This window comes from Sphingobacterium sp. HJSM2_6 (genome assembly GCF_049316305.1).
Classification (GTDB): domain Bacteria; phylum Bacteroidota; class Bacteroidia; order Sphingobacteriales; family Sphingobacteriaceae; genus Sphingobacterium.
In genome coordinates this window covers 57,532-76,234 of sequence record NZ_JBMOXB010000019.1, presented here as the reverse complement: position 1 = coordinate 76,234, position 18,703 = coordinate 57,532, and the positions used below count along the sequence as shown (strand labels likewise).

Below are 18,703 nucleotides of genomic sequence, written 5' to 3'. Positions count from 1 at the left end.
GCGAAGTTACAGAAAAATACGTAAATATTACGTCAAATTGGAGCTGTTTATTGAATACTTGACCGAAGTTACGATCTACATTCTATAGCAAAAGCGGATTAATAAATTTGAGGATTTTCCAGTAAATCAGTCACGTATCCTAACACTTCAATTTCACTAGAACCATCTTCTAACATTGAAAAAGTAAGGTAAGCAGCATAAATTTCAGCACTAAATAACACATGTTTGTCGGAAACAATCGTGTCAATAATACCTTCACGGACATCTATGCCAAGATGATCCAATTCATTATGCAACATAATGGAGATGTTTTCGTGATCCTCGCCAGAAGCAAAACCTAAAATGATATGCAATATGAGTTTATCATAAAGCTCAGGCTTCATGGTTTTAAATTTGGTGGAGTATAAATCGGCGTCAAAACGACTTTTTGCACTTGAAACAATCTTGTCCCAAATAAGGTACTCAGTTTTAGTCTGCATGTTGGAAGTTTATAATTGTTAAGTAAATATAACAATTAATACCCTGAAAATCAAACAATATTTTAGGAATATCTTCGAATATTTCAAACAAATTTTATAAAAGTTGGGTTTTTATTTTAGGTAAATGTAAAACTATGGGAAAGCAACATATGAAGCATGAAGAAGGACCTCAGGAGCCTGAAAATTTGGCTTTTAATGAAGAACAAGGTTCGTATGAGTTTGATGTTCAAGATCAGGATTCCGATTGGGAGCATCCTGCCGATTATGATACCATCAGCGCTGGTGCGCACCATGATGATTCTACTTTTGATAATTCCAATCCATTTGTAGGGGATGAATACGCAGATCTAAAAGTGTTGGAGGAGGAAGAATTGGAAAACAATCAAATGCAGGTTGTTGATGATCGGATTTTAAAAGTTTCTTTAATGGATAAGGAACTCGCAAAAGATGAAGAGGATTATCGAGCGGATTTAGATGAAGAAGGCTATCCTAAAAATGATTCTTAAAAATTTTTGCAGATTACGATAGGCTAACCTGTATCTTTAGCTTTATTACTGATCAGATATGGAAATAGATTTAACAGGTAAAAGAGCTTTAGTAGGAGGGGCGTCCGGAGGAATAGGAAAGGGCATAGCAATGGTATTGGCATCCGCTGGAGCAGAAGTTTATTTAATGGCTAGAAATGAAGAGAAACTTAAGAACACAGTTCAGCATTTGGATAGCACGAAGAATCAACATCACGGATATTTAGTTACAGATTTTTTGAATAGCTCCCTTCACCAAGAAAAGTTAAGTGCTTTTTTGGCTGAAATTAATATTGATATTTTAGTTAATAATACCCAAGGACCCATTGCAGGCACGATAGAAACAAAACAAGCGCAAGATTATCAAACAGCTTTTGATTTATTATTTCAACAAGCTGTATTCGCTAGCCAATTGGTTTTACCAAGTATGAAGACTAAGGGGTATGGAAGAATAATCAATGTATCATCATTAACAGTGAAAGAGCCACAAGATGCATTGGTTCTATCCAACAGCATGCGAACAGCATTGGTAAGTTGGAGTAAATCATTATCAAAATTAGTTGCAGCTGATGGGATTACAGTGAATTCTATTTTGACTGGTTATTTTAATACGGAGCGATTAAATAGTTTATTGGTCTCGCAGGCAGAAAGGGAGGGTTTAAGTTTTGAATCGGTTAAAGAGCGAAGAATTCTTTCTATCCCCGCTAAAAGATTAGGTGATCCCACTGATTATGGAAATCTTGTCGCATTTTTAGCCTCTCCATTAGCGTCCTACTTAAATGGAGCAAGTATTCCGCTAGATGGGGGATTATCAAATATGGTATTTTAACACAATTGGAGGCTATTCTGCCTCCAGTTGTTCCTTGTACTTTCTTTTATGTTCCTCAACTTCTGGAGACATTTCAGGGTATTCAATATCTTTAAATAAGGATAGCGATTCATAAATGATCTGTGCGACTAATAATCGGGCATTGGCCTTATCATCTGCTGGAATAATAAACCAAGGGGCTTCTTTACTATTGCAATTCTGAATTGCTTCTTCGTAACAGAACATATATTTATCCCATAATGCACGTTCCTTTAAATCCCCTGGAGAAAATTTCCAATTTTTATCTTCTTCTTCTAAACGACTTAAGAGCCTATTCTTTTGTTCTTCTTTACTTAAATTAAGAAAGAATTTCAAGACTATGGTTCCATTTTGAACCAATCGCTTTTCAAAATTGTTAATTTGAGCAAAGCGGGTTTTCCAAAAGTTTTCGGAGATTTTAGCAGGATTCTTTAATTTGGGGATATTTTCATTCAACAAATAGCTTGGATGAACTCGAGTGACTAATACATTTTCGTAATGTGTCCTATTAAAGACTGCAAACTTTCCTTTTTCTGGCAACTTAATTTCATGTCTCCAGAGGTAGTCATGTTGCAATTCTTTTTCAGTAGGTGTTTTAAAACTTTCAACCACAACACCACGTACATTAAAAGCTTTAAATACCTCTCTTATTAGCGAATCCTTACCCGCAGTATCCATCCCTTGCAGACAAATAAGTACACTGTATTGATCGTGAGCGTACATTTTGTCTTGAATTTCTGCAATCTTTTTTCTGATTTTTTTTAATTCTTTTTTAGCATCCTCAGGAGGTAGTTCATCTGATATTCTCGTGGATTGATCTTTAATTTTAAAATCTTTTCCCGCAGTATATTGTTTTATGATGTTTTTCATTATGAATGTTTTAATGAAGTTAACAAATTTTACTCCAAATAAATCAATTGCTTTTATTAAATTAACTCGAATATCTATCGATTCGAATTGCCGAAGCAGTAGTGCTAGTTTTGCTAGTTTTAAAATAGCCATCAACAGACCATACAAATTATACGCATATTAATATGACTGTTTTTGGTTATAATTTCAATTATAACTATATTTGATTATAAATTGAATTATAACTATATTTGATTATAAAATTTTTAAATATTGACTATATGAGCTTTCATTCCATAATAACAGGAGATTTAATCAATTCCCGAACAGTTGAGACTAGCCTGTGGTTACCAGTTTTAGAAAAAGCCTTAGAAAAATACAGCACTTCTTTTTCTATATTTAGAGGTGATAGCTTTCAATTGGAGGTGAAACTGGAAGATTTATTTGAATGTTTATTTTATTTAAAGGCAAGTCTTAAGAGCATAGAGGGCTTGGATGTACGGTTGGGGGTAGGTGTTGGGTCAATCGTATATGCAGATTTGGATATAAAAAGGTCTACGGGAGATGCATTCATTTTTTCTGGGGAATCATTGGATGAGTTGGGAAAAGAAATTCTATCATTTAAATCTTATTGGGCCACTTTGGATGAGTGTGTCAATATAATTCTAAATTTAAGCAGTAGATTGGTCGATCAATGGACGGTAAACATGTCAGAAACTGTTAAAGCTACGTTGGAATATCCTGAACTAAACCAAGTGGATTTAGCAAAAAGAATAGGTAGAAATCACCAGAGTCAACTAAGTAAAGAATTGAATAAAGCCAATTTTGGCAAAATTCAACAGGTCATTCAATATTGTACACAAGAACTTTTAAAATATGCTAATTAGTTTGTTTAAGATGATTCTCGCCCATTTGATAGGGGACTTTGTTCTTCAACCTAAATCTTGGGTAGCACGAAGAAAAACAAATGTATTATATTTAGGTTATCACCTGGCCGTACATACGGTGCTTTTGTTATTATTTTTCATTCATGACTTAAGTGGACAGTGGGAAAATATTTTGTTTTTAATTGCTTCGCATTTGGCTATAGATAGTTTAAAGATAGGTATTGAAAGTCGATGGACTATAAATCCTATTCTTTTATTTACTGCGGATCAATTGTTGCATTTTGCCAGTATTTTTGCTGTCTATTTTTATACAGATCAACCATACTTTTTTGAGTTTATATCCAATTTTCCTGTTGAAAAGTTTCTGATTTTTGTAATTGCGCTTGTTTTAGCCATTTTCGTTGTCCCTATTATCATCCGGGTGTTTTTTAGTAAGTGGAATAATGAAGCTGAATTTAACATCAAGAGAAAGGAAAGTTTATTTGATGCAGGTACATTGATCGGCATTTTGGAGAGGCTTTTTATTATAGGTTTTATAGGTATTGATTTATACGAAGGCATAGGTTTTCTATTAGCGGCAAAGTCAATATTTAGATTTGGAGATCTTAGTAATGCTAAAGATACCAAGTTTACAGAATATGTGTTAATAGGAACATTGTTAAGTTTTGGTTTTGGAACTCTTATTGGTTTATCTTTGAAAAATATATTACTTTATTTATAATATCATACTTATGCAATTACCTAGATTATATCGTTTCCTATTAATTCTGCTGTTAGGAATAGCATCTCAACACAATTTACTTGCTCAAAAGGCAGGTTTTGAAGAAGCGGTACAAGCACTTATTCAAAGGCACGAAGCTGTAGGTCTTTCTGTCGTGGTCGTGAAAAATGGAAAACCCATTTTTAGTAAATCTTATGGATTTAAGGATTTGGAAAATCGGGTGGCGCTAAGTAATACGGATTTGTTCCGAATTGCCTCTATTTCGAAGTCATTTAGTGCAACTACTATTATGCAATTCGTGGAACAAGGAAAATTGAAATTGACGGATGATTTTAGTGACCTTGTAGGTTTTAAAGTTCGTAACCCGAGGTATCCAAATACTGTCATTACTTTAGAAATGGTTCTTTCACATCGCTCCAGCATCAATGATAGTAATGGTTATTTTAATTTTGATGGTTTGGATCCAAGTAAAAATCCAAATTGGGAAAAATCTTATAATCAGTATGAACCGGGTACACAATATGAATATTGTAATTTGAATTATAATATGGTAGGAGCTGTCATAGAAAGAATAAGTGGGGAACGATTTGATATATATGTAAAGAAAAAGATTCTAAGTCCACTTGGCTTAAATGCTGGTTTTTGTGTAGATTCATTGGATAAAAAAAGCTTTGTGAAATTGTATGAGCAAGAGTCAGGGAACTTTGTTGCACAGGATGCCGCTTATAATCCTAGATCTGAAGAGGTGAAAAATCATGTTTTAGGGAAGACAACAGCTATATTTTCACCAACAGGTGGTTTGAAGATTTCTGCTAATGATTTGGCTAGCTATATGTTAATGCATATGAACTATGGAAAGTTAGGAAAAACGAAATTAATAAGTAAAAAAAGTGCCAAGCAAATGCAAACGCCTTTGTCTACTAAAGAAAACTATGGTTTAGCCTTATTGAAAACTAAGGATTTAATTGCAAATCAAACAATGGTTGGACATACAGGATCCGCCTATGGACTGTATAGCAATATGTTTTTTGAACCAAAAGAAAAGTTTGGTTTTATTGTGATTACGAATGGATGTATTCCTACCTACGTGGAAGAAGGAGAAACATTAAAATTTTCAAAAGAAATGATTAATTTACTTTATGAAAATTTTATAAAAAAATAACTTATTGAAATTTAGTTTGTTAGCTTAAATAATAAACGAATATTGTTTTTTATAGTTTATTCTTAGGGCTTAAAATAATTGGAAAGGAAAAGTTTCCTTGAAAAAAACCTATTTTTGTAAAGATTTTTCAATATTGATAAATAATAAAGATGATTATTCAACCAAGAACTAGAGGTTTTATATGTCTTACAGCTCATCCAGAAGGAACAGCTCAACATATAAAGAACCAAATTGAATACGTAAAATCAAAAGGTGAAATTAGTAATGGTCCTAAAAAGGTATTAGTAATTGGAGCCTCCACAGGATTTGGTATTGCATCTCGTATTACAGCTGCTTTTGGATCACAAGCAGCGACGATTGGCGTGTTTTTTGAAAAACCTGCGAGTGAAGGAAAATTAGGTACAGCAGGTTGGTATAACTCAGCTGCTTTTGAAAATGAAGCGCATGCAGCAGGATTATATGCCAAGAGTATTAATGGCGATGCTTTTTCGGATGAAGTAAAACAACAAGCTATAGATTTGATAAAAGCAGATCTTGGTCAGGTTGATTTAGTGGTTTATTCTTTAGCATCACCTAGACGTACACATCCTAAAACTGGTGTACAATATGCTTCGGTATTAAAACCCATAAGTCAAGCATTTACGGATAAGACGGTTGATTTTCATAGTGGTGTGGTTAGTGATATTACCATTAATCCGGTAGATAATGAGGACGACATTCGCAATACTGTCGCTGTCATGGGTGGTGAAGATTGGAAATTTTGGATCGAAGACCTTAAAGCGGCTGGAGTTTTAGCTGAAGGTGTCAAAACAGTAGCTTATTCCTATATTGGACCAGAATTAACATATCCAATTTATAGAAATGGTACCATAGGAAAAGCGAAGGATCATTTAGAAGGTTCCGTTACAGAAATTAATGAATTATTGGCCGACCTACATGGTGTGTCGTATGTTTCCGTGAATAAAGCGTTAGTAACGCAATCAAGTTCGGCAATTCCTGTTGTTCCATTGTATATCTCATTATTATATAAAGTAATGAAAGAAAAGGGTATTCATGAAGGAACAATAGAACAGATGCAACGTTTATTTGCAGAACGTTTGTATTCAGGACATGCACCTGCATTAGATGAGAAAGGGAGAATACGTGTTGATGATTTAGAAATGCGTGCAGACGTTCAACAGGAAGTTTCAGAACTGTGGAAACAAACAACTACAGAAAACCTCGAAGAAATTTCTGATATCGCTGGATATCGGAATGATTTCTTTCAGTTATTCGGATTTAATTTCAATGAGATTGATTACGAAAAAGACACCAGTGAATTAGTTGATGTTCCAAGTATTAATGGTTAATCCATAACTAAAAAATATAGAAACGCTGAGCAATATGTTCGGCGTTTCTTTTTTACTTTTATTTCAATTATAGAAAGTTTAGTTCAGCAAATGAACTTTAACTAATGAACAGATAATTTATGAAGACTAAAGAGACGACTATTACACCATTAACTTCCTATCAGCGCTTTGTTATTTTGATACTGGCATTAACACAATTTACCGTAGTTTTAGATTTTATGATTATGTCGCCAATGGGCGATTTACTTATGAAATCCATACAATTAACCCCTGTTCAATTTGGCGTTGCCGTTTCTGCCTATGCCTTTAGCGCCGGGATTTCAGGTTTGTTAACCGCTGGATTTGCAGATCGATTTGATCGTAAAAAATTGTTGTTGTTTTTTTACGTAGGTTTTATTGTTGGGACTTTTCTTTGTAGCTTTTCTACTGATTATACCATGTTGGTTATTGCACGGATAATTACAGGCTTGTTTGGAGGAGTTATCGGCTCGATATCCATGGCAATTGTAACGGATGTGTTTTCAATGGAACAACGCGGCCGGGTAATGGGTTTTATTCAAATGGGTTTTGGGGCAAGTCAGGTTTTAGGGATACCCATAGGATTATTTATAGGGAATGCATTCGGATGGCAACATGCTTTTTTTTGGATTGCAGTATTTTCATTAATCATTGTTTTGTTAATCGCCTTAAAGTTAAATCCAATAAAAGAACACCTAGGCTTGCAAAAAGAGTATTCGGCATTTCATCATTTAATAAATACCTTTTCCAATAAGACTTATCGGATAGGATTTTTGTGTACCGCCTTATTATCGATCGGAGGATTTATGATGATGCCCTTCGGATCTGTTTTTGCTGTCAATAATCTTAAGGTAAGTCATGATCAATTACCGATGTTATTTATGATATCTGGTATAGTCTCGCTAATAATTTTACCTTTAGTTGGACGATGGAGTGATACGTTTGATAAATTTAAAATCTTTTGTATAGCCTCACTGTGGATGATTGTAATGGTGCTTATCTATACAAATTTAGGTCCTACAAATTTTGTTTGGGTAGTGATCGCTAATGTTTTAATGATGATGGGGGTATTAAGCCGTATGGCCCCATCTTCTGCATTAATTACCTCTGTTCCTGAAATGAAGGATAGAGGTGCATTTATGAGTGTAAGCTCTTCCTTACAACAGCTTTCTGGTGGTGTTGCAGCTTATTTCGCTGGATTAATTATTGTGCAACCCAATCCATCTAGTCCATTAATTAATTACAATATTGTCGGATATATTGTTGTATTTATCAGTATTGTAGGTATTTGGCTATTGTATCGTGTGGATGGTATTCGAAAAAGAAAAAGTGCTGTTTAAAGCCATTAATTTATATAAGATATTAGGATAATATGGAAAAGGCATGTCCCTATGGGTGACAGGCCTTTTTTATATGCACTAGACACATTTTTTAAGGTTCTGAAATGAATCTTAATTCGGGGTAGAAATAGCACAATGTGTTGCAAATTGGAATGTTCCGCAAGATTAATTGTTGGGTAAGTTGCCCAAGGTTCATGATCATCGTTTCGGCCTCCAATTCTAAAAGCCTTAAAATTTGTTTAATCTTTCAACATGCTCCATGCCATACTGATATAGTTAACTCATTACTCTTAATTTATAACAAATAGGAGGTTGTTAAAAAAAATAAAATAATGGAATGACATAAAAAGTGTTTTATTTACTAAAATGATATTTTAGCGACCATAAAAGTCATTATAAACTACGGAAAGCTCATATAAATCAATTATATTTGCGAATTAATTTGTAGGCAAAATAACCTGTATGAAGCATATTCGCAATTTTTGTATTATCGCGCACATAGATCACGGAAAAAGTACCTTGGCGGATAGATTGTTGGAATTTACCAAAACCATTACCCAGCGAGAGGCGCAAGCTCAATTGTTGGATAATATGGATTTGGAACGTGAGCGTGGAATTACGATAAAAAGTCATGCGATTCAGATGGACTATTTGCAAGATGGTCAGCAATATACACTAAACTTAATTGATACTCCAGGACACGTGGATTTCTCTTACGAAGTTTCGCGATCTATTGCCGCTTGTGAAGGAGCGCTATTAATTGTCGATGCTTCTCAAGGGATTCAAGCACAGACGATCTCCAATTTGTATTTGGCATTGGAGCACGATTTGGAAATTATCCCTATTTTAAATAAAATGGACTTACCTGGGGCTATGCCAGAAGAGGTTAAAGACCAGATTGTTGAGCTAATAGGTGGTAAAAGAGAAGATATTATTCCAGCTTCTGGAAAAACGGGTTTAGGAATACCTGATATATTAGAAGCAATTGTTGCCCGTATTCCGGCTCCAGTTGGAGATCCTACGGGTCCATTGCAAGCTTTAATATTTGATTCTGTTTTTAACTCTTTTAGAGGTATAATGGCTTATTTTAAGGTGGAGAATGGGGAAATCAGAAAAGGAGATCGTGTTAAATTTGTAGCAACAGGAAAAGAATATTTTGCTGATGAAGTAGGGACTCTTAAGTTAAATCAAGTTCCGAAAGAAGTGATTAAAACTGGAGATGTAGGCTATATAATTTCAGGAATTAAGGAGGCTAGGGAAGTTAAAGTAGGGGATACCATTACCCATCGGGAAAGACCATGTTCTGAAGCTATTCAAGGATTTGAAGAAGTAAAGCCTATGGTATTTGCGGGGATTTATCCGGTAGACACGGAAGATTATGAGGAGCTTCGAGAATCTATGCATAGACTGCAGTTGAACGACGCTTCATTAGTTTTCGAACCAGAATCTTCGGCTGCTTTAGGATTTGGTTTTCGCTGTGGTTTCTTGGGTATGCTCCATATGGAAATTATTCAGGAACGTTTAGAACGCGAATTTGACATGACGGTTATTACTACCGTTCCTAACGTGTCGTATAAAGCATATCTAACCAAAAACACAGAAGAAGTTATTGTTCATAACCCTTCTGATTTACCTGACCCTAGTAAACTGGATAGTATTGAGGAACCTTATATAAAAGCTAATATCATTACCAAGTCTGAATTTGTAGGGCCTGTCATGTCTCTATGTATTCAAAAACGAGGTGCTATTATTAACCAATCGTATTTAACATCTGATCGGGTGGAATTGGTATTCGAAATGCCAATGGGTGAAATTGTATTCGATTTTTATGATAAATTAAAAACGATTTCTAAAGGATATGCTTCCTTTGATTATCATCAGATTGGCTATAGGACTTCAGATTTAGTGAAGTTAGATATCCGCTTGAATGATGAGCCGGTAGATGCATTGTCTTCCTTAATTCACCGGAGTAACGCTTATGATTTTGGAAAGAAAATTTGTGAGAAACTAAAGGAGTTACTACCTAGACAACAATTTGAAATTCGTATTCAAGCATCAATAGGTGCAAAAATCATCGCTAGAGAGACCATTTCAGCATTGAGAAAAGATGTAACTGCGAAGTGTTATGGTGGTGATATTTCTCGAAAAAGAAAATTATTGGAAAAACAAAAGAAGGGTAAGAAAAGAATGCGTCAGGTAGGTAATGTTGAGATACCTCAATCGGCATTTATGGCTGTGCTTAAATTGGATTAATATATATAAATCAACCTAATACATATTTATGAAGTTATTAGATGGGAAAGTAGTTTCTGCAAAACTTAAAGAAGACATCAAGAAAGAAGCTGCTGAATTGACTATAAAATTAGGCAGAAAGCCGCACTTAGTTGCTATTTTAGTTGGAAATGATGGAGGTAGTGAGACTTATGTGGCAAGTAAAATGAGAAATTGCCAAGAAGTAGGATTTGAATCAACGAATTTTCATTATGAATCCACTATTTCTGAGGAAGCTTTGTTAAACAAAATCCAAGAAATTAATCAGGATGATCAAATTGATGGATTAATTGTACAGCTACCTTTGCCAAAACATATAGATCCAGAGAAGGTAACAGAAGCAATAGATTATCGCAAAGATGTAGATGGGTTTCATCCAATAAATTTAGGTAGAATGCAAAGGAATTTGCCATGCTTTATTCCTGCAACGCCTTATGGAATATTATTAATGTTGGATCATTACCAATTGGATTTGGCAGGAAAGAAGGCTGTAGTAGTAGGTCGGAGTAATATTGTTGGATCACCAATGAGTATACTGTTGGGAAGAAATAGCAATCCTGGCAATTGTACGGTGACATTGACCCATAGTAAAACACAGAATTTAAAAGAAGAGGTTTTACAAGGTGATATCGTTATTGCAGCTATTGGAAGAAAGAATTTTGTAACTGCTGATATGGTTAAAGAAGGTGCTATCGTAGTGGATGTAGGAATAAATAGAGAAACTTCAACAGAAACTAAGTCTGGATTCAAATTATTTGGGGATGTAGATTTTGAAGAGGTTTCTAAAAAAGTGTCCTATATAACTCCTGTACCAGGCGGGGTCGGTTTAATGACTATAATTGGATTGTTGAAAAACACTTTGGAAGCGGCAAAAGGAAGCATTTATCAAAAATAGTAAAATTGGTATAAATATTGATAATGCTATTCAGTGAAAAATTTAACCAGAAACACATAAACTAAATTTTAAACAATGAAAAAAATTGTATTGTTAGCAGCAGTTGCTTGCGCGATTACGCTTTCAGCATGTAATAATTCATCAGCAGATAAAAATAATGATGGAGATACCACAATAGGTGAAAAATTAGATCACTCATTAGAAACGGCTGAAGAACACGCAGGCCATGTACATTCAGAAGCAGATCATGCTTTAGAAGAGGCTGAGGCGAAAGTTAAACAAGCTCAAGCAGATTTAGATGCAGCCGTAAAAGCTGGAGATAAAAAAGCGGAAGAAGCAGCTCAAAAGGCATTAGATGATGCTAAATCAGCATGGGAAAAAACAAAAGAAACGGTTAAAGAAGTAGGGGATAAGGTAGAGTCTGGTGTGAATAACGCAGTAGATGCTACTAAAGAAGCTGGACAAAAAGCTGGAGAAGCAATAGATAATGCTGCTGAAAAAACTGCTGATAAGACTAAAGAATTAGCAAGTGAAGCAGAGCGTAAAGCTAAAAATGTTAAAGAAGCTTTAAAGAACTAATTAATTCCAATATAAATATTGGTTATTAAGTTTTTAATTTTAGCGCCAAAGCAATTTGGCGCTTTGTTTTTGAAATAAATTGAGGAATGGTATTGGATAAATCGTTGATTCATAGTGCATGTTTAGTTAAAATAGAAAATCGAATTCATGAAATTACCACTGGGATAAATTTAGCAAACGAAAGTCTTATCAGCGATACAAAAAGTAGTATGGGTGATAAATATGAAACTTCCAGGGAAATGGCGCAACAGGATTTGACGAGATTGCAAAATCAGTTGAAACAAGCTGAAAGTGATTTACAAATTTTGAAGCAGCTGTCTAATGAGGTTTCTGGGCAAATTCGTTTGGGGAATTTAGTGGTTACAGATGAGCATATATATTATTTAGCCATTTCAATAGGTCAAGTAGAAGTGAATGGGCATAAAATTATGGTGATATCTGCTAAATCGCCAATCGGAATGGAACTAATAGGTACTCGTGTGGGTGATAAAATATCCTTTCAAAAGCGTAATATAGAAATTTTAAAAATTTCATAAAATCTTAATATTCTTAAAACAATTGAGAATAATATTTGTTTAGCTTTAAGTATAAATTACTAATCAAATAAATAGTTTTATGAACATTAAGAAAAACTTATCCGTCTTGTTAATTTCTGCCAGTTTGCTGGCTGGAAATGTAGCTTGTAAGTCCAAGGTTTCTGATACGGATCTAAAAGCGAAAGTTGAAACAGCAATTTCATCAAATCCTAATGTACAAGTTGATGTTAAAGAAGGTGTGGTCACTTTAAATGGAATAGTTTCTTCGGAAGAGGAAAAAACGAAATTAGAAAGTGCTGCAAAGGCTGCAGATGCAAAGGGTATTAAGTCTGTAGTCAATAATTTGGTGGTAAATGCACCAGCACCTATTGAGATTAATACCAATACCGATGACTTGACTAATAAGGTTACTGAATTTACAAAGGATTTTCCTAGCGTTAAAACTTCCGTTGCAGAGGGGGTAATAACGGTAACTGGAGAGCTTGAACAAGCAAGAGTACAAGCATTGAAAATGGGATTAGATGCATTGAATCCTAAAAAAGTAGATATGACAGGTTTAACAGTTAAATAATCAGATATGAGTTTAGTAAGTAAATATCAAGTATTAATTGATACCGCTAAATCTTCAGGAATTGATGATTTACAAATCGCTGAAATGGATGGGGTTTTACAAGTTCGAGGAACAGCACCATCTGCAGATGTAAAAAATAAATTATGGGATATTTATAATCAAATTGATCCCAATTTTTTAACTGGTGATGTGGTTATGAATGTGGATGTTTCGACAGCGGTAACGGGTTCACAAGCTCGTGTTATTACTGAAAGTAGTAATTTAAACATAAGAAAAGGTCCAGGTACAGATCAGCCTATTGTAGGTAAAGCCGCTAAAGATGAGGTGATCACTTTAATTAGCAGAGCCAATGATCAATGGTGGTTAGTGAGAACAAAAGATGGTGAAGAAGGATATTGCTATGCGCAATACCTAGAACCTATCGCTTAATAAACAAAAATGCCGAAGTATATTTACTTCGGCATTTTTACAGGATGATATTGAGCCAAATATCCATAGGCTGCATCTTTTTTCAGTGCAACTAAATAATCCAATTGTTGATTTTCAAAAAGCATAACATCCTCTTCCATTCCTGATAATGTATATCTTTCCTTGTAAAATGTGATTACTTCTTCCATATCCTTATCTTGGCTTATATTAAAGATTAGTAGACTAGAAGAATAAATCTTATCATAAAATATATAGTACACTTCTTTTAGTATTTTCCCATTTCCACTATAAATAATGCCAGATAGTCCTTCTCGTATGATATTTCTTTTTTCAACTTCTTTAATATGTTCTTTATTGACTCCAAATTTTGTGAATGGTTCGGAGAAGGAGGTTATGTAAGGTTCTACAATAATCTTAGTCTGAATTGTTTCATGGCCTAGTTTAGCTTTAACTGTTGTTGTTCCAATTCGTTTTGCTATAAATTTGCCGTTTTTGCTTATTTCTCCAATAGGTTTGTTCGAGACAGTCCATATTACATTTTTTTGATCTTTAATATTTAAAAGACTTATTGATTGATCATAGTTCAAAACATATTCATCCTTGTCAAAAAGGAATTTTTCATCAACCATGTTTTTTTTGCAAGTGGAAAGGAAGATTAGAAAGGGGAGGGCTAAAGTAAGGGTGAAACGATTCATGAGTTAATTAATTTAATTTGTATAGTAAAAATTATCAATTACTGTGAGGTAAAAGTTAAACTATTAATTACTCTATGTTATAATTTAATGGTGAATGCTGAGTGATTTTGAGAAATCATTGATTTTTTTATATGGTTGTATTTAGCAGGGTTTAATTTTGAAAATGCTATTCGCTACATTTTACCTTTAGTTATCAATAGGTATTCAAATTTAATAGAAATCTAAGTCTTGTAGCGATTGGACTACAAATAGTGACAAACCTCAATAGTACTATAATTTTAGTAATAATTATTTTTCTGTAGGTTTAACAAGAATGAATACGATTCAGGTTAGTTAGCTAATCTTTCTCGATTTGAGTCTTATGGGTATAGAGTTGATATTTAATCAAATATCATATATTATTTTAATTGTCAAAATTTACAGGATTTATTCAATTTTATATTTTAAGTAAATTTTATTTACATAATAATGTGCTGGATAGATTTTTTGTTTAAGCATATTTAGTCTTAAATCTTTACAATTCATTATTATTTTAAATAGATTTGTTCAACTAATTTGATTTATTAACATAATATGAGTTCTATTTTTTGCATTTTCTTATTATAGGGGATGTTTTAAATAGTTGAATTATTTCATTTGGGATTTTCATGAATTTCCTAAGGTTAATTGTATCGATTTCTATACTATTTTATTATTAAGTGTGAGTTTTTAGTACTATTTAATTGAATTTTAACCTGTATCTCATGGCACATATATTTAATAGCATTTATGATTTTGGTTCTAAAACATATAGATTAATTACCAATATTTCGAAGAATTTCGACTTTGTACTCGTGTTATTTGTATGCTGCTTAAGTTTGCAGTTACTATTAATCATGAGCCAAATTTATTTTCCAATTCCATTTCTTTATGGATCCTTACTATTTGTTATGTATGTTCAATTGACTGTGAAAAAAATTAAAAACTCAGTTAAGCTTTTTAATATTTTACCATTTTTACTCGCAGTTCTTTTTTATTTATATGTTTTGTATTCGAAAAGTAATCAGTCGACTTACCTTCATTTTTATTATATCTGCTCTACTTTAACAAATCTAATTTATCCTGCTTTTATCCTATTGTTTGTGATTAAGTTATTAAGAAATGCAAATTCTACCATCGTTATATTGTTAGAATTGATTTGTTTTTTATTTATTGGTAAAAGTTTCTTCCTTCTTCTTGATTACTTGGATTATTTAAATGTGATAAATTTAGATTTTAATCCTATAGTTGTAATATCTGTTTTAATCATTATTAGTATTGTTATTCTTGGTTGGTTTATCATTCATAAAGAAAAAATAGATCGAAATTTTGCTGCTCCTAAAAATTTAAAAATAAATGAAGGGGATATGGATTACTGCAAGGAAAAAATTGCAGTAGCAATGGATAGCTCTCAATTGTATTTGGATAATAATTTAAATATGTTCAAACTATCCCAGCATTTGAATATTTCAGAGCATCTGCTTCGACATTACATCTATGAGTATTTAGGGACTACCTTTAATGATTGGATTGCAGAATTTAGAATTCAACACGCTATACTATTAATGAAAGAGAGTCAAACTAACTGGAAGCTTGATTTTATAGCATCTGTGAGTGGTTTTAAATCTAGAACTACTTTTAACAGGTATTTTAAGGAATTATTTGGTATAACGGCATCGGATTTTAGAAACAAACTAAGTTAATTCGATGCTTTTTTACATACTATACATAGCAATTTTTATAGTCAGTTTTTTGGGATTTTATTTTTACAAAAAAATTAGGATCAAAACAAAATTTGATGATGTTGTCAGTGTATATTTAATCGTAATCAGTTTAGATATTTTAAATACTGTTGTATTTAGAGAGTTTATTTCAGGATATCAATATGTTGATTTGTTAGCACCCTTCGGGTTGATATATGGACCATTACTTTACTTTTGTATTCTTGTTGCTGAAAAGAAAAAGCTATACAGCAGGATCATATTCATACATTTAATTCCATTTTTTACATTTCTTATTTTATTTATTGTCATTTTAGTCTCTGATTCCTTTAGGATGAGCTACAGCAAAATAATCTATAATATATTATTTAGTGCCTTTGGTATTTCTTGGATCTTTTATCCAATCGTCGTTTTTGTAAAAGCAAATAAATCAAGTCAACTAATTTTTCAAATTAAGCGCTTGTTTTATTATTCTATTATACTTTTATTTTTAATTTCTGCTTTTATTATTCCATTGATTACTACCTCCATTATTCATGGAACCATTAATAGATCTCCGATTTCTGAAATTATTATGTATTCGATTATGCTTCTTGCAACTGTCATTATTTGCAACTATTATATCAAGAAGTATCTGCAAACGAATTTAATAGCTAGCAAGCCGTCGACTAAGGAGCACTTAAATGTTGAGGTCACCAATTCTTTAAACCTTAAAATCGGGAATAAATCAGTCTTATATGAGGAGATTATTAATTCCTATTTAGATCAAAAAACATATTTGAATCAAAATTTTTCACTTGACGTGATGGTTGATGATATAGGCTTATCGAAGACCTTCTTAATAGACTTCTTCAAATCCAATTATAATCAAAGTTTTATCAAAAAAATTAATGAATTGCGAATTGAAGAGGCATGTCTTGACTTGAACTCAGATAACTTAGATATCAATATTGATGAGTTAGCGTTTAAAAATGGATATAGTTCTAGAGCATCATTTTATAGACATTTTAGTAAATTAAAGAATTGTTCCCCAAGTGAGTATAGAGCACAATATAAAAAGACTAATTAGTTTATGAAAAATCTTCATTGGGTTGCATTAGTTGGATTAATTTTATGTTTTCAATCAATTGCTGCATCTCCATTTCCATTTGACAAAATTCTATTAAATATCCAACTTTTTGATCAGTATGATGAGTCAGTATTGACTTCAGAGCGTCTAGAAAATTTATCAAAGGAGTCAAATGCACCATTAAAAGAAATTAAATTGTTGCTTTATAAAGCGTATTTGTTAAAACAATCTGGTGATTATGTGAAAGGGATAAATTTAGCTCAGCAAGCGCTGTTAAAATCTGAACTGGCTGGTTATAATGAATGGATCTCCTATAGTTCAATTTTTTTAGCGAGTACTTTTAGGCAAGTGGCTGTAGAAATAGAGGCTGAATTTTATTTGGATAAATCTAAAAATTACATAAATCAAATTACTACTCCAAAACATACAACATTAGCAATGTTTAATACATTGTTAGAAGAAGCGGTTCAAAATTTTCACAAAAGTGAATACGCAATAGCCTTAAACTTACTTTTGAGTGCAAAAAACACAATTGAGACGAATAAACTATTGTTAGGTGAGAATTATCGAATATGCCATGCTTTATTAGAACAGTTTTATGGCGCTATTTATTTAGTGAAAAAAGATGTAGTTAAATCCAAAAACCATTTCTTAAAGAGCATCCATTTTCAAAAGAAAGTAAATGATTGGATGTTAGTATATTCGTACAAGGGTCTGATAAATTTATGCATCAATCAGAATCAACCAGATTCTTTAGCGTATTATGAAGAACTGATACAGCCTCTTTTGCTGAAGACAGATGATTATTATTTAAAAAATGAATATTATAAGCTTGTAGCCAAATACTATCAGGAGAAAGATTCTGTGAATATCGCTAATGAATATTTGAATAAGCAATTGGTCTTTAGCGAGAAAATAGCCCTTCGAAATCAAAAGGTTAATAATACCTTGATCAAAGAGATTAAGGAAAATTTCCATCAAACAAAAAAAAGAAATATTATTACCTTTTGGACCTTGCTAATAGTCATTCCTATAATAGCATTATTTGTATTTGAAAAATCAAAAGTTAAAAAATTAAAAACATCTGAACCTTTGAAATTTAACAATCTGGAGGATTCAACTAACTTTTTTGTGGATAATATAACATTAGAAAAAAATAAGATAGTAATTCCAGAAACTGATTTACACATATCAGCAGATACCGAAAACAGACTTTATACGGATCTGATTAGGATTGAAAAGGAACATTTCTATTTAGATAAAACGACCTCACTAACTAAGGTAGCGAATCAACTTTTTACAAATTCTACCTATATATCCTATATTATAAAAAAGTATAGAAATCAAAATTTCAGTGATTATATCATGAATCTGAGAATTCAATATTTAATTCAATCACTTAAAGAAAAAGAAGAATTATTGGATAGCAAATTGTCTTATTTGGCAGATTATGCAGGGTTTTTATCCCACAGTAAGTTTACTACTTCCTTTAAAACCATTGTAGGAAAGACCCCTTCTCAGTACATTGATGAGCTACGTAATCATCGATAAGACCCCATATTAGCGAATATTACCGTTAAATCTTTCAATTCAATATAAATACTAGTTTATAAATTTTTACAATATTTAATTATTGTCATTGATAGTTAGATTACTTGACACTAGGAATCTGATTATGTTTAAAATTAATTAAAAATTATAATTTATGGTTTTTAATAATTTTTAGGTAAAATATTATATTAG

Annotated in this window: 19 protein-coding genes; 16 read left to right on the top strand and 3 right to left on the bottom strand. The window is 32.5% G+C overall.

Going from position 1 to position 18,703, the window contains the following annotated elements; translation table 11 throughout:
* Positions 1–98: 98 nt before the first annotated feature.
* Positions 99–479, bottom strand: a complete 381-nt coding sequence (locus ACFRAE_RS15690) for a hypothetical protein (RefSeq protein ID WP_422798118.1) — start codon at positions 477–479, stop codon at positions 99–101.
* A gap of 134 nt (positions 480–613) precedes the next feature.
* Between ACFRAE_RS15690 and ACFRAE_RS15685 the strand changes: the two genes are divergently transcribed.
* Entirely contained in the window at positions 614–985 is a 372-nt protein-coding gene (locus ACFRAE_RS15685; RefSeq protein WP_422798117.1) for a hypothetical protein, read from the top strand.
* Positions 986–1,043: 58 nt separating this feature from the next.
* Positions 1,044–1,832 (top strand): SDR family oxidoreductase, encoded by a 789-nt coding sequence (locus ACFRAE_RS15680; RefSeq protein ID WP_422798116.1) that lies wholly within the window; start codon positions 1,044–1,046, stop codon positions 1,830–1,832.
* A 12-nt stretch (positions 1,833–1,844) separates the two neighbouring features.
* Here the strand turns inward: ACFRAE_RS15680 and ACFRAE_RS15675 are convergent, their stop codons facing one another.
* A complete protein-coding gene (locus ACFRAE_RS15675; protein WP_422798115.1) occupies positions 1,845–2,720 on the bottom strand; it encodes a PPK2 family polyphosphate kinase in 876 nt (291 codons plus the stop codon).
* 260 nt (positions 2,721–2,980) lie between these two features.
* Here ACFRAE_RS15675 and ACFRAE_RS15670 point away from each other — a divergent pair, with 260 nt between their 5' ends.
* From ACFRAE_RS15670 to ACFRAE_RS15620, 11 genes are all read left to right on the top strand, one after another.
* Positions 2,981–3,586 carry a hypothetical protein gene (locus tag ACFRAE_RS15670; RefSeq protein ID WP_422798114.1) on the top strand — a complete coding sequence of 202 codons (606 nt, stop codon included), beginning with the start codon at positions 2,981–2,983 and terminating at the stop codon, positions 3,584–3,586.
* Between the two features lie 10 nt (positions 3,587–3,596).
* Complete coding sequence (locus ACFRAE_RS15665; protein ID WP_422798113.1) at positions 3,597–4,307, top strand: DUF3307 domain-containing protein; 711 nt, start codon at positions 3,597–3,599, stop codon at positions 4,305–4,307.
* Positions 4,308–4,317: 10 nt separating this feature from the next.
* On the top strand, positions 4,318–5,469 hold the full coding sequence (locus ACFRAE_RS15660) for a serine hydrolase domain-containing protein (RefSeq protein WP_422798112.1): 1,152 nt from the start codon (positions 4,318–4,320) through the stop codon (positions 5,467–5,469).
* 149 nt (positions 5,470–5,618) lie between these two features.
* On the top strand, positions 5,619–6,818 hold the full coding sequence (gene fabV, locus ACFRAE_RS15655; RefSeq protein ID WP_422798111.1) for an enoyl-ACP reductase FabV: 1,200 nt from the start codon (positions 5,619–5,621) through the stop codon (positions 6,816–6,818).
* Between the two features lie 119 nt (positions 6,819–6,937).
* The gene (locus ACFRAE_RS15650) at positions 6,938–8,176 is read left to right on the top strand and encodes an MFS transporter (protein WP_422798110.1); all 1,239 of its coding nucleotides are present in this window, start codon (positions 6,938–6,940) and stop codon (positions 8,174–8,176) included.
* 462 nt (positions 8,177–8,638) lie between these two features.
* On the top strand, positions 8,639–10,429 hold the full coding sequence (lepA, locus tag ACFRAE_RS15645; protein ID WP_422798109.1) for a translation elongation factor 4: 1,791 nt from the start codon (positions 8,639–8,641) through the stop codon (positions 10,427–10,429).
* Positions 10,430–10,457: 28 nt separating this feature from the next.
* On the top strand, positions 10,458–11,342 hold the full coding sequence (locus ACFRAE_RS15640; RefSeq protein WP_422798108.1) for a bifunctional 5,10-methylenetetrahydrofolate dehydrogenase/5,10-methenyltetrahydrofolate cyclohydrolase: 885 nt from the start codon (positions 10,458–10,460) through the stop codon (positions 11,340–11,342).
* A gap of 75 nt (positions 11,343–11,417) precedes the next feature.
* Positions 11,418–11,921: a hypothetical protein gene (locus tag ACFRAE_RS15635; RefSeq protein WP_422798107.1), complete on the top strand. Its 504-nt coding sequence runs from the start codon at positions 11,418–11,420 to the stop codon at positions 11,919–11,921.
* Between the two features lie 86 nt (positions 11,922–12,007).
* Positions 12,008–12,457 carry a GreA/GreB family elongation factor gene (locus ACFRAE_RS15630; RefSeq protein ID WP_422798106.1) on the top strand — a complete coding sequence of 150 codons (450 nt, stop codon included), beginning with the start codon at positions 12,008–12,010 and terminating at the stop codon, positions 12,455–12,457.
* A 79-nt stretch (positions 12,458–12,536) separates the two neighbouring features.
* Positions 12,537–13,028, top strand: coding sequence for a BON domain-containing protein (locus ACFRAE_RS15625; RefSeq protein ID WP_422798105.1), 492 nt, complete (start codon positions 12,537–12,539; stop codon positions 13,026–13,028).
* Positions 13,029–13,034: 6 nt separating this feature from the next.
* A complete protein-coding gene (locus ACFRAE_RS15620) occupies positions 13,035–13,457 on the top strand; it encodes an SH3 domain-containing protein (protein ID WP_422798104.1) in 423 nt (140 codons plus the stop codon).
* Positions 13,458–13,480: 23 nt separating this feature from the next.
* On the opposite strand, the gene ACFRAE_RS15615 is transcribed toward ACFRAE_RS15620, so the two are convergent.
* Positions 13,481–14,086, bottom strand: coding sequence for a hypothetical protein (locus ACFRAE_RS15615; protein WP_422798103.1), 606 nt, complete (start codon positions 14,084–14,086; stop codon positions 13,481–13,483).
* A gap of 1,013 nt (positions 14,087–15,099) precedes the next feature.
* On the opposite strand from ACFRAE_RS15615, the gene ACFRAE_RS15610 reads away from it, so the two are divergent.
* The 3 genes from ACFRAE_RS15610 (at position 15,100) to ACFRAE_RS15600 (ending at position 18,511) form a co-directional block, all read left to right on the top strand.
* Complete coding sequence (locus ACFRAE_RS15610) at positions 15,100–15,873, top strand: helix-turn-helix domain-containing protein (protein WP_422798102.1); 774 nt, start codon at positions 15,100–15,102, stop codon at positions 15,871–15,873.
* Between the two features lie 352 nt (positions 15,874–16,225).
* Positions 16,226–16,960, top strand: a complete 735-nt coding sequence (locus ACFRAE_RS15605) for a helix-turn-helix domain-containing protein (RefSeq protein WP_422798101.1) — start codon at positions 16,226–16,228, stop codon at positions 16,958–16,960.
* A 3-nt stretch (positions 16,961–16,963) separates the two neighbouring features.
* Positions 16,964–18,511 (top strand): helix-turn-helix domain-containing protein, encoded by a 1,548-nt coding sequence (locus tag ACFRAE_RS15600; RefSeq protein ID WP_422798100.1) that lies wholly within the window; start codon positions 16,964–16,966, stop codon positions 18,509–18,511.
* Positions 18,512–18,703: the final 192 nt, after the last annotated feature.

Bases quoted from the DNA above. Each gene is read 5' to 3' on its own strand.
- ACFRAE_RS15690 (WP_422798118.1), bottom strand. From the start codon at position 479: ATGCAGACTAAAACTGAGTACCTTATTTGGGACAAGATTGTTTCAAGT.
- ACFRAE_RS15685 (WP_422798117.1), top strand. From the start codon at position 614: ATGGGAAAGCAACATATGAAGCATGAAGAAGGACCTCAGGAGCCTGAA.
- ACFRAE_RS15680 (WP_422798116.1), top strand. From the start codon at position 1,044: ATGGAAATAGATTTAACAGGTAAAAGAGCTTTAGTAGGAGGGGCGTCC.
- ACFRAE_RS15675 (WP_422798115.1), bottom strand. From the start codon at position 2,720: ATGAAAAACATCATAAAACAATATACTGCGGGAAAAGATTTTAAAATT.
- ACFRAE_RS15670 (WP_422798114.1), top strand. From the start codon at position 2,981: ATGAGCTTTCATTCCATAATAACAGGAGATTTAATCAATTCCCGAACA.
- ACFRAE_RS15665 (WP_422798113.1), top strand. From the start codon at position 3,597: ATGATTCTCGCCCATTTGATAGGGGACTTTGTTCTTCAACCTAAATCT.
- ACFRAE_RS15660 (WP_422798112.1), top strand. From the start codon at position 4,318: ATGCAATTACCTAGATTATATCGTTTCCTATTAATTCTGCTGTTAGGA.
- fabV (WP_422798111.1), top strand. From the start codon at position 5,619: ATGATTATTCAACCAAGAACTAGAGGTTTTATATGTCTTACAGCTCAT.
- ACFRAE_RS15650 (WP_422798110.1), top strand. From the start codon at position 6,938: ATGAAGACTAAAGAGACGACTATTACACCATTAACTTCCTATCAGCGC.
- lepA (WP_422798109.1), top strand. From the start codon at position 8,639: ATGAAGCATATTCGCAATTTTTGTATTATCGCGCACATAGATCACGGA.
- ACFRAE_RS15640 (WP_422798108.1), top strand. From the start codon at position 10,458: ATGAAGTTATTAGATGGGAAAGTAGTTTCTGCAAAACTTAAAGAAGAC.
- ACFRAE_RS15635 (WP_422798107.1), top strand. From the start codon at position 11,418: ATGAAAAAAATTGTATTGTTAGCAGCAGTTGCTTGCGCGATTACGCTT.
- ACFRAE_RS15630 (WP_422798106.1), top strand. From the start codon at position 12,008: ATGGTATTGGATAAATCGTTGATTCATAGTGCATGTTTAGTTAAAATA.
- ACFRAE_RS15625 (WP_422798105.1), top strand. From the start codon at position 12,537: ATGAACATTAAGAAAAACTTATCCGTCTTGTTAATTTCTGCCAGTTTG.
- ACFRAE_RS15620 (WP_422798104.1), top strand. From the start codon at position 13,035: ATGAGTTTAGTAAGTAAATATCAAGTATTAATTGATACCGCTAAATCT.
- ACFRAE_RS15615 (WP_422798103.1), bottom strand. From the start codon at position 14,086: ATGGTTGATGAAAAATTCCTTTTTGACAAGGATGAATATGTTTTGAAC.
- ACFRAE_RS15605 (WP_422798101.1), top strand. From the start codon at position 16,226: ATGAGCTACAGCAAAATAATCTATAATATATTATTTAGTGCCTTTGGT.
- ACFRAE_RS15600 (WP_422798100.1), top strand. From the start codon at position 16,964: ATGAAAAATCTTCATTGGGTTGCATTAGTTGGATTAATTTTATGTTTT.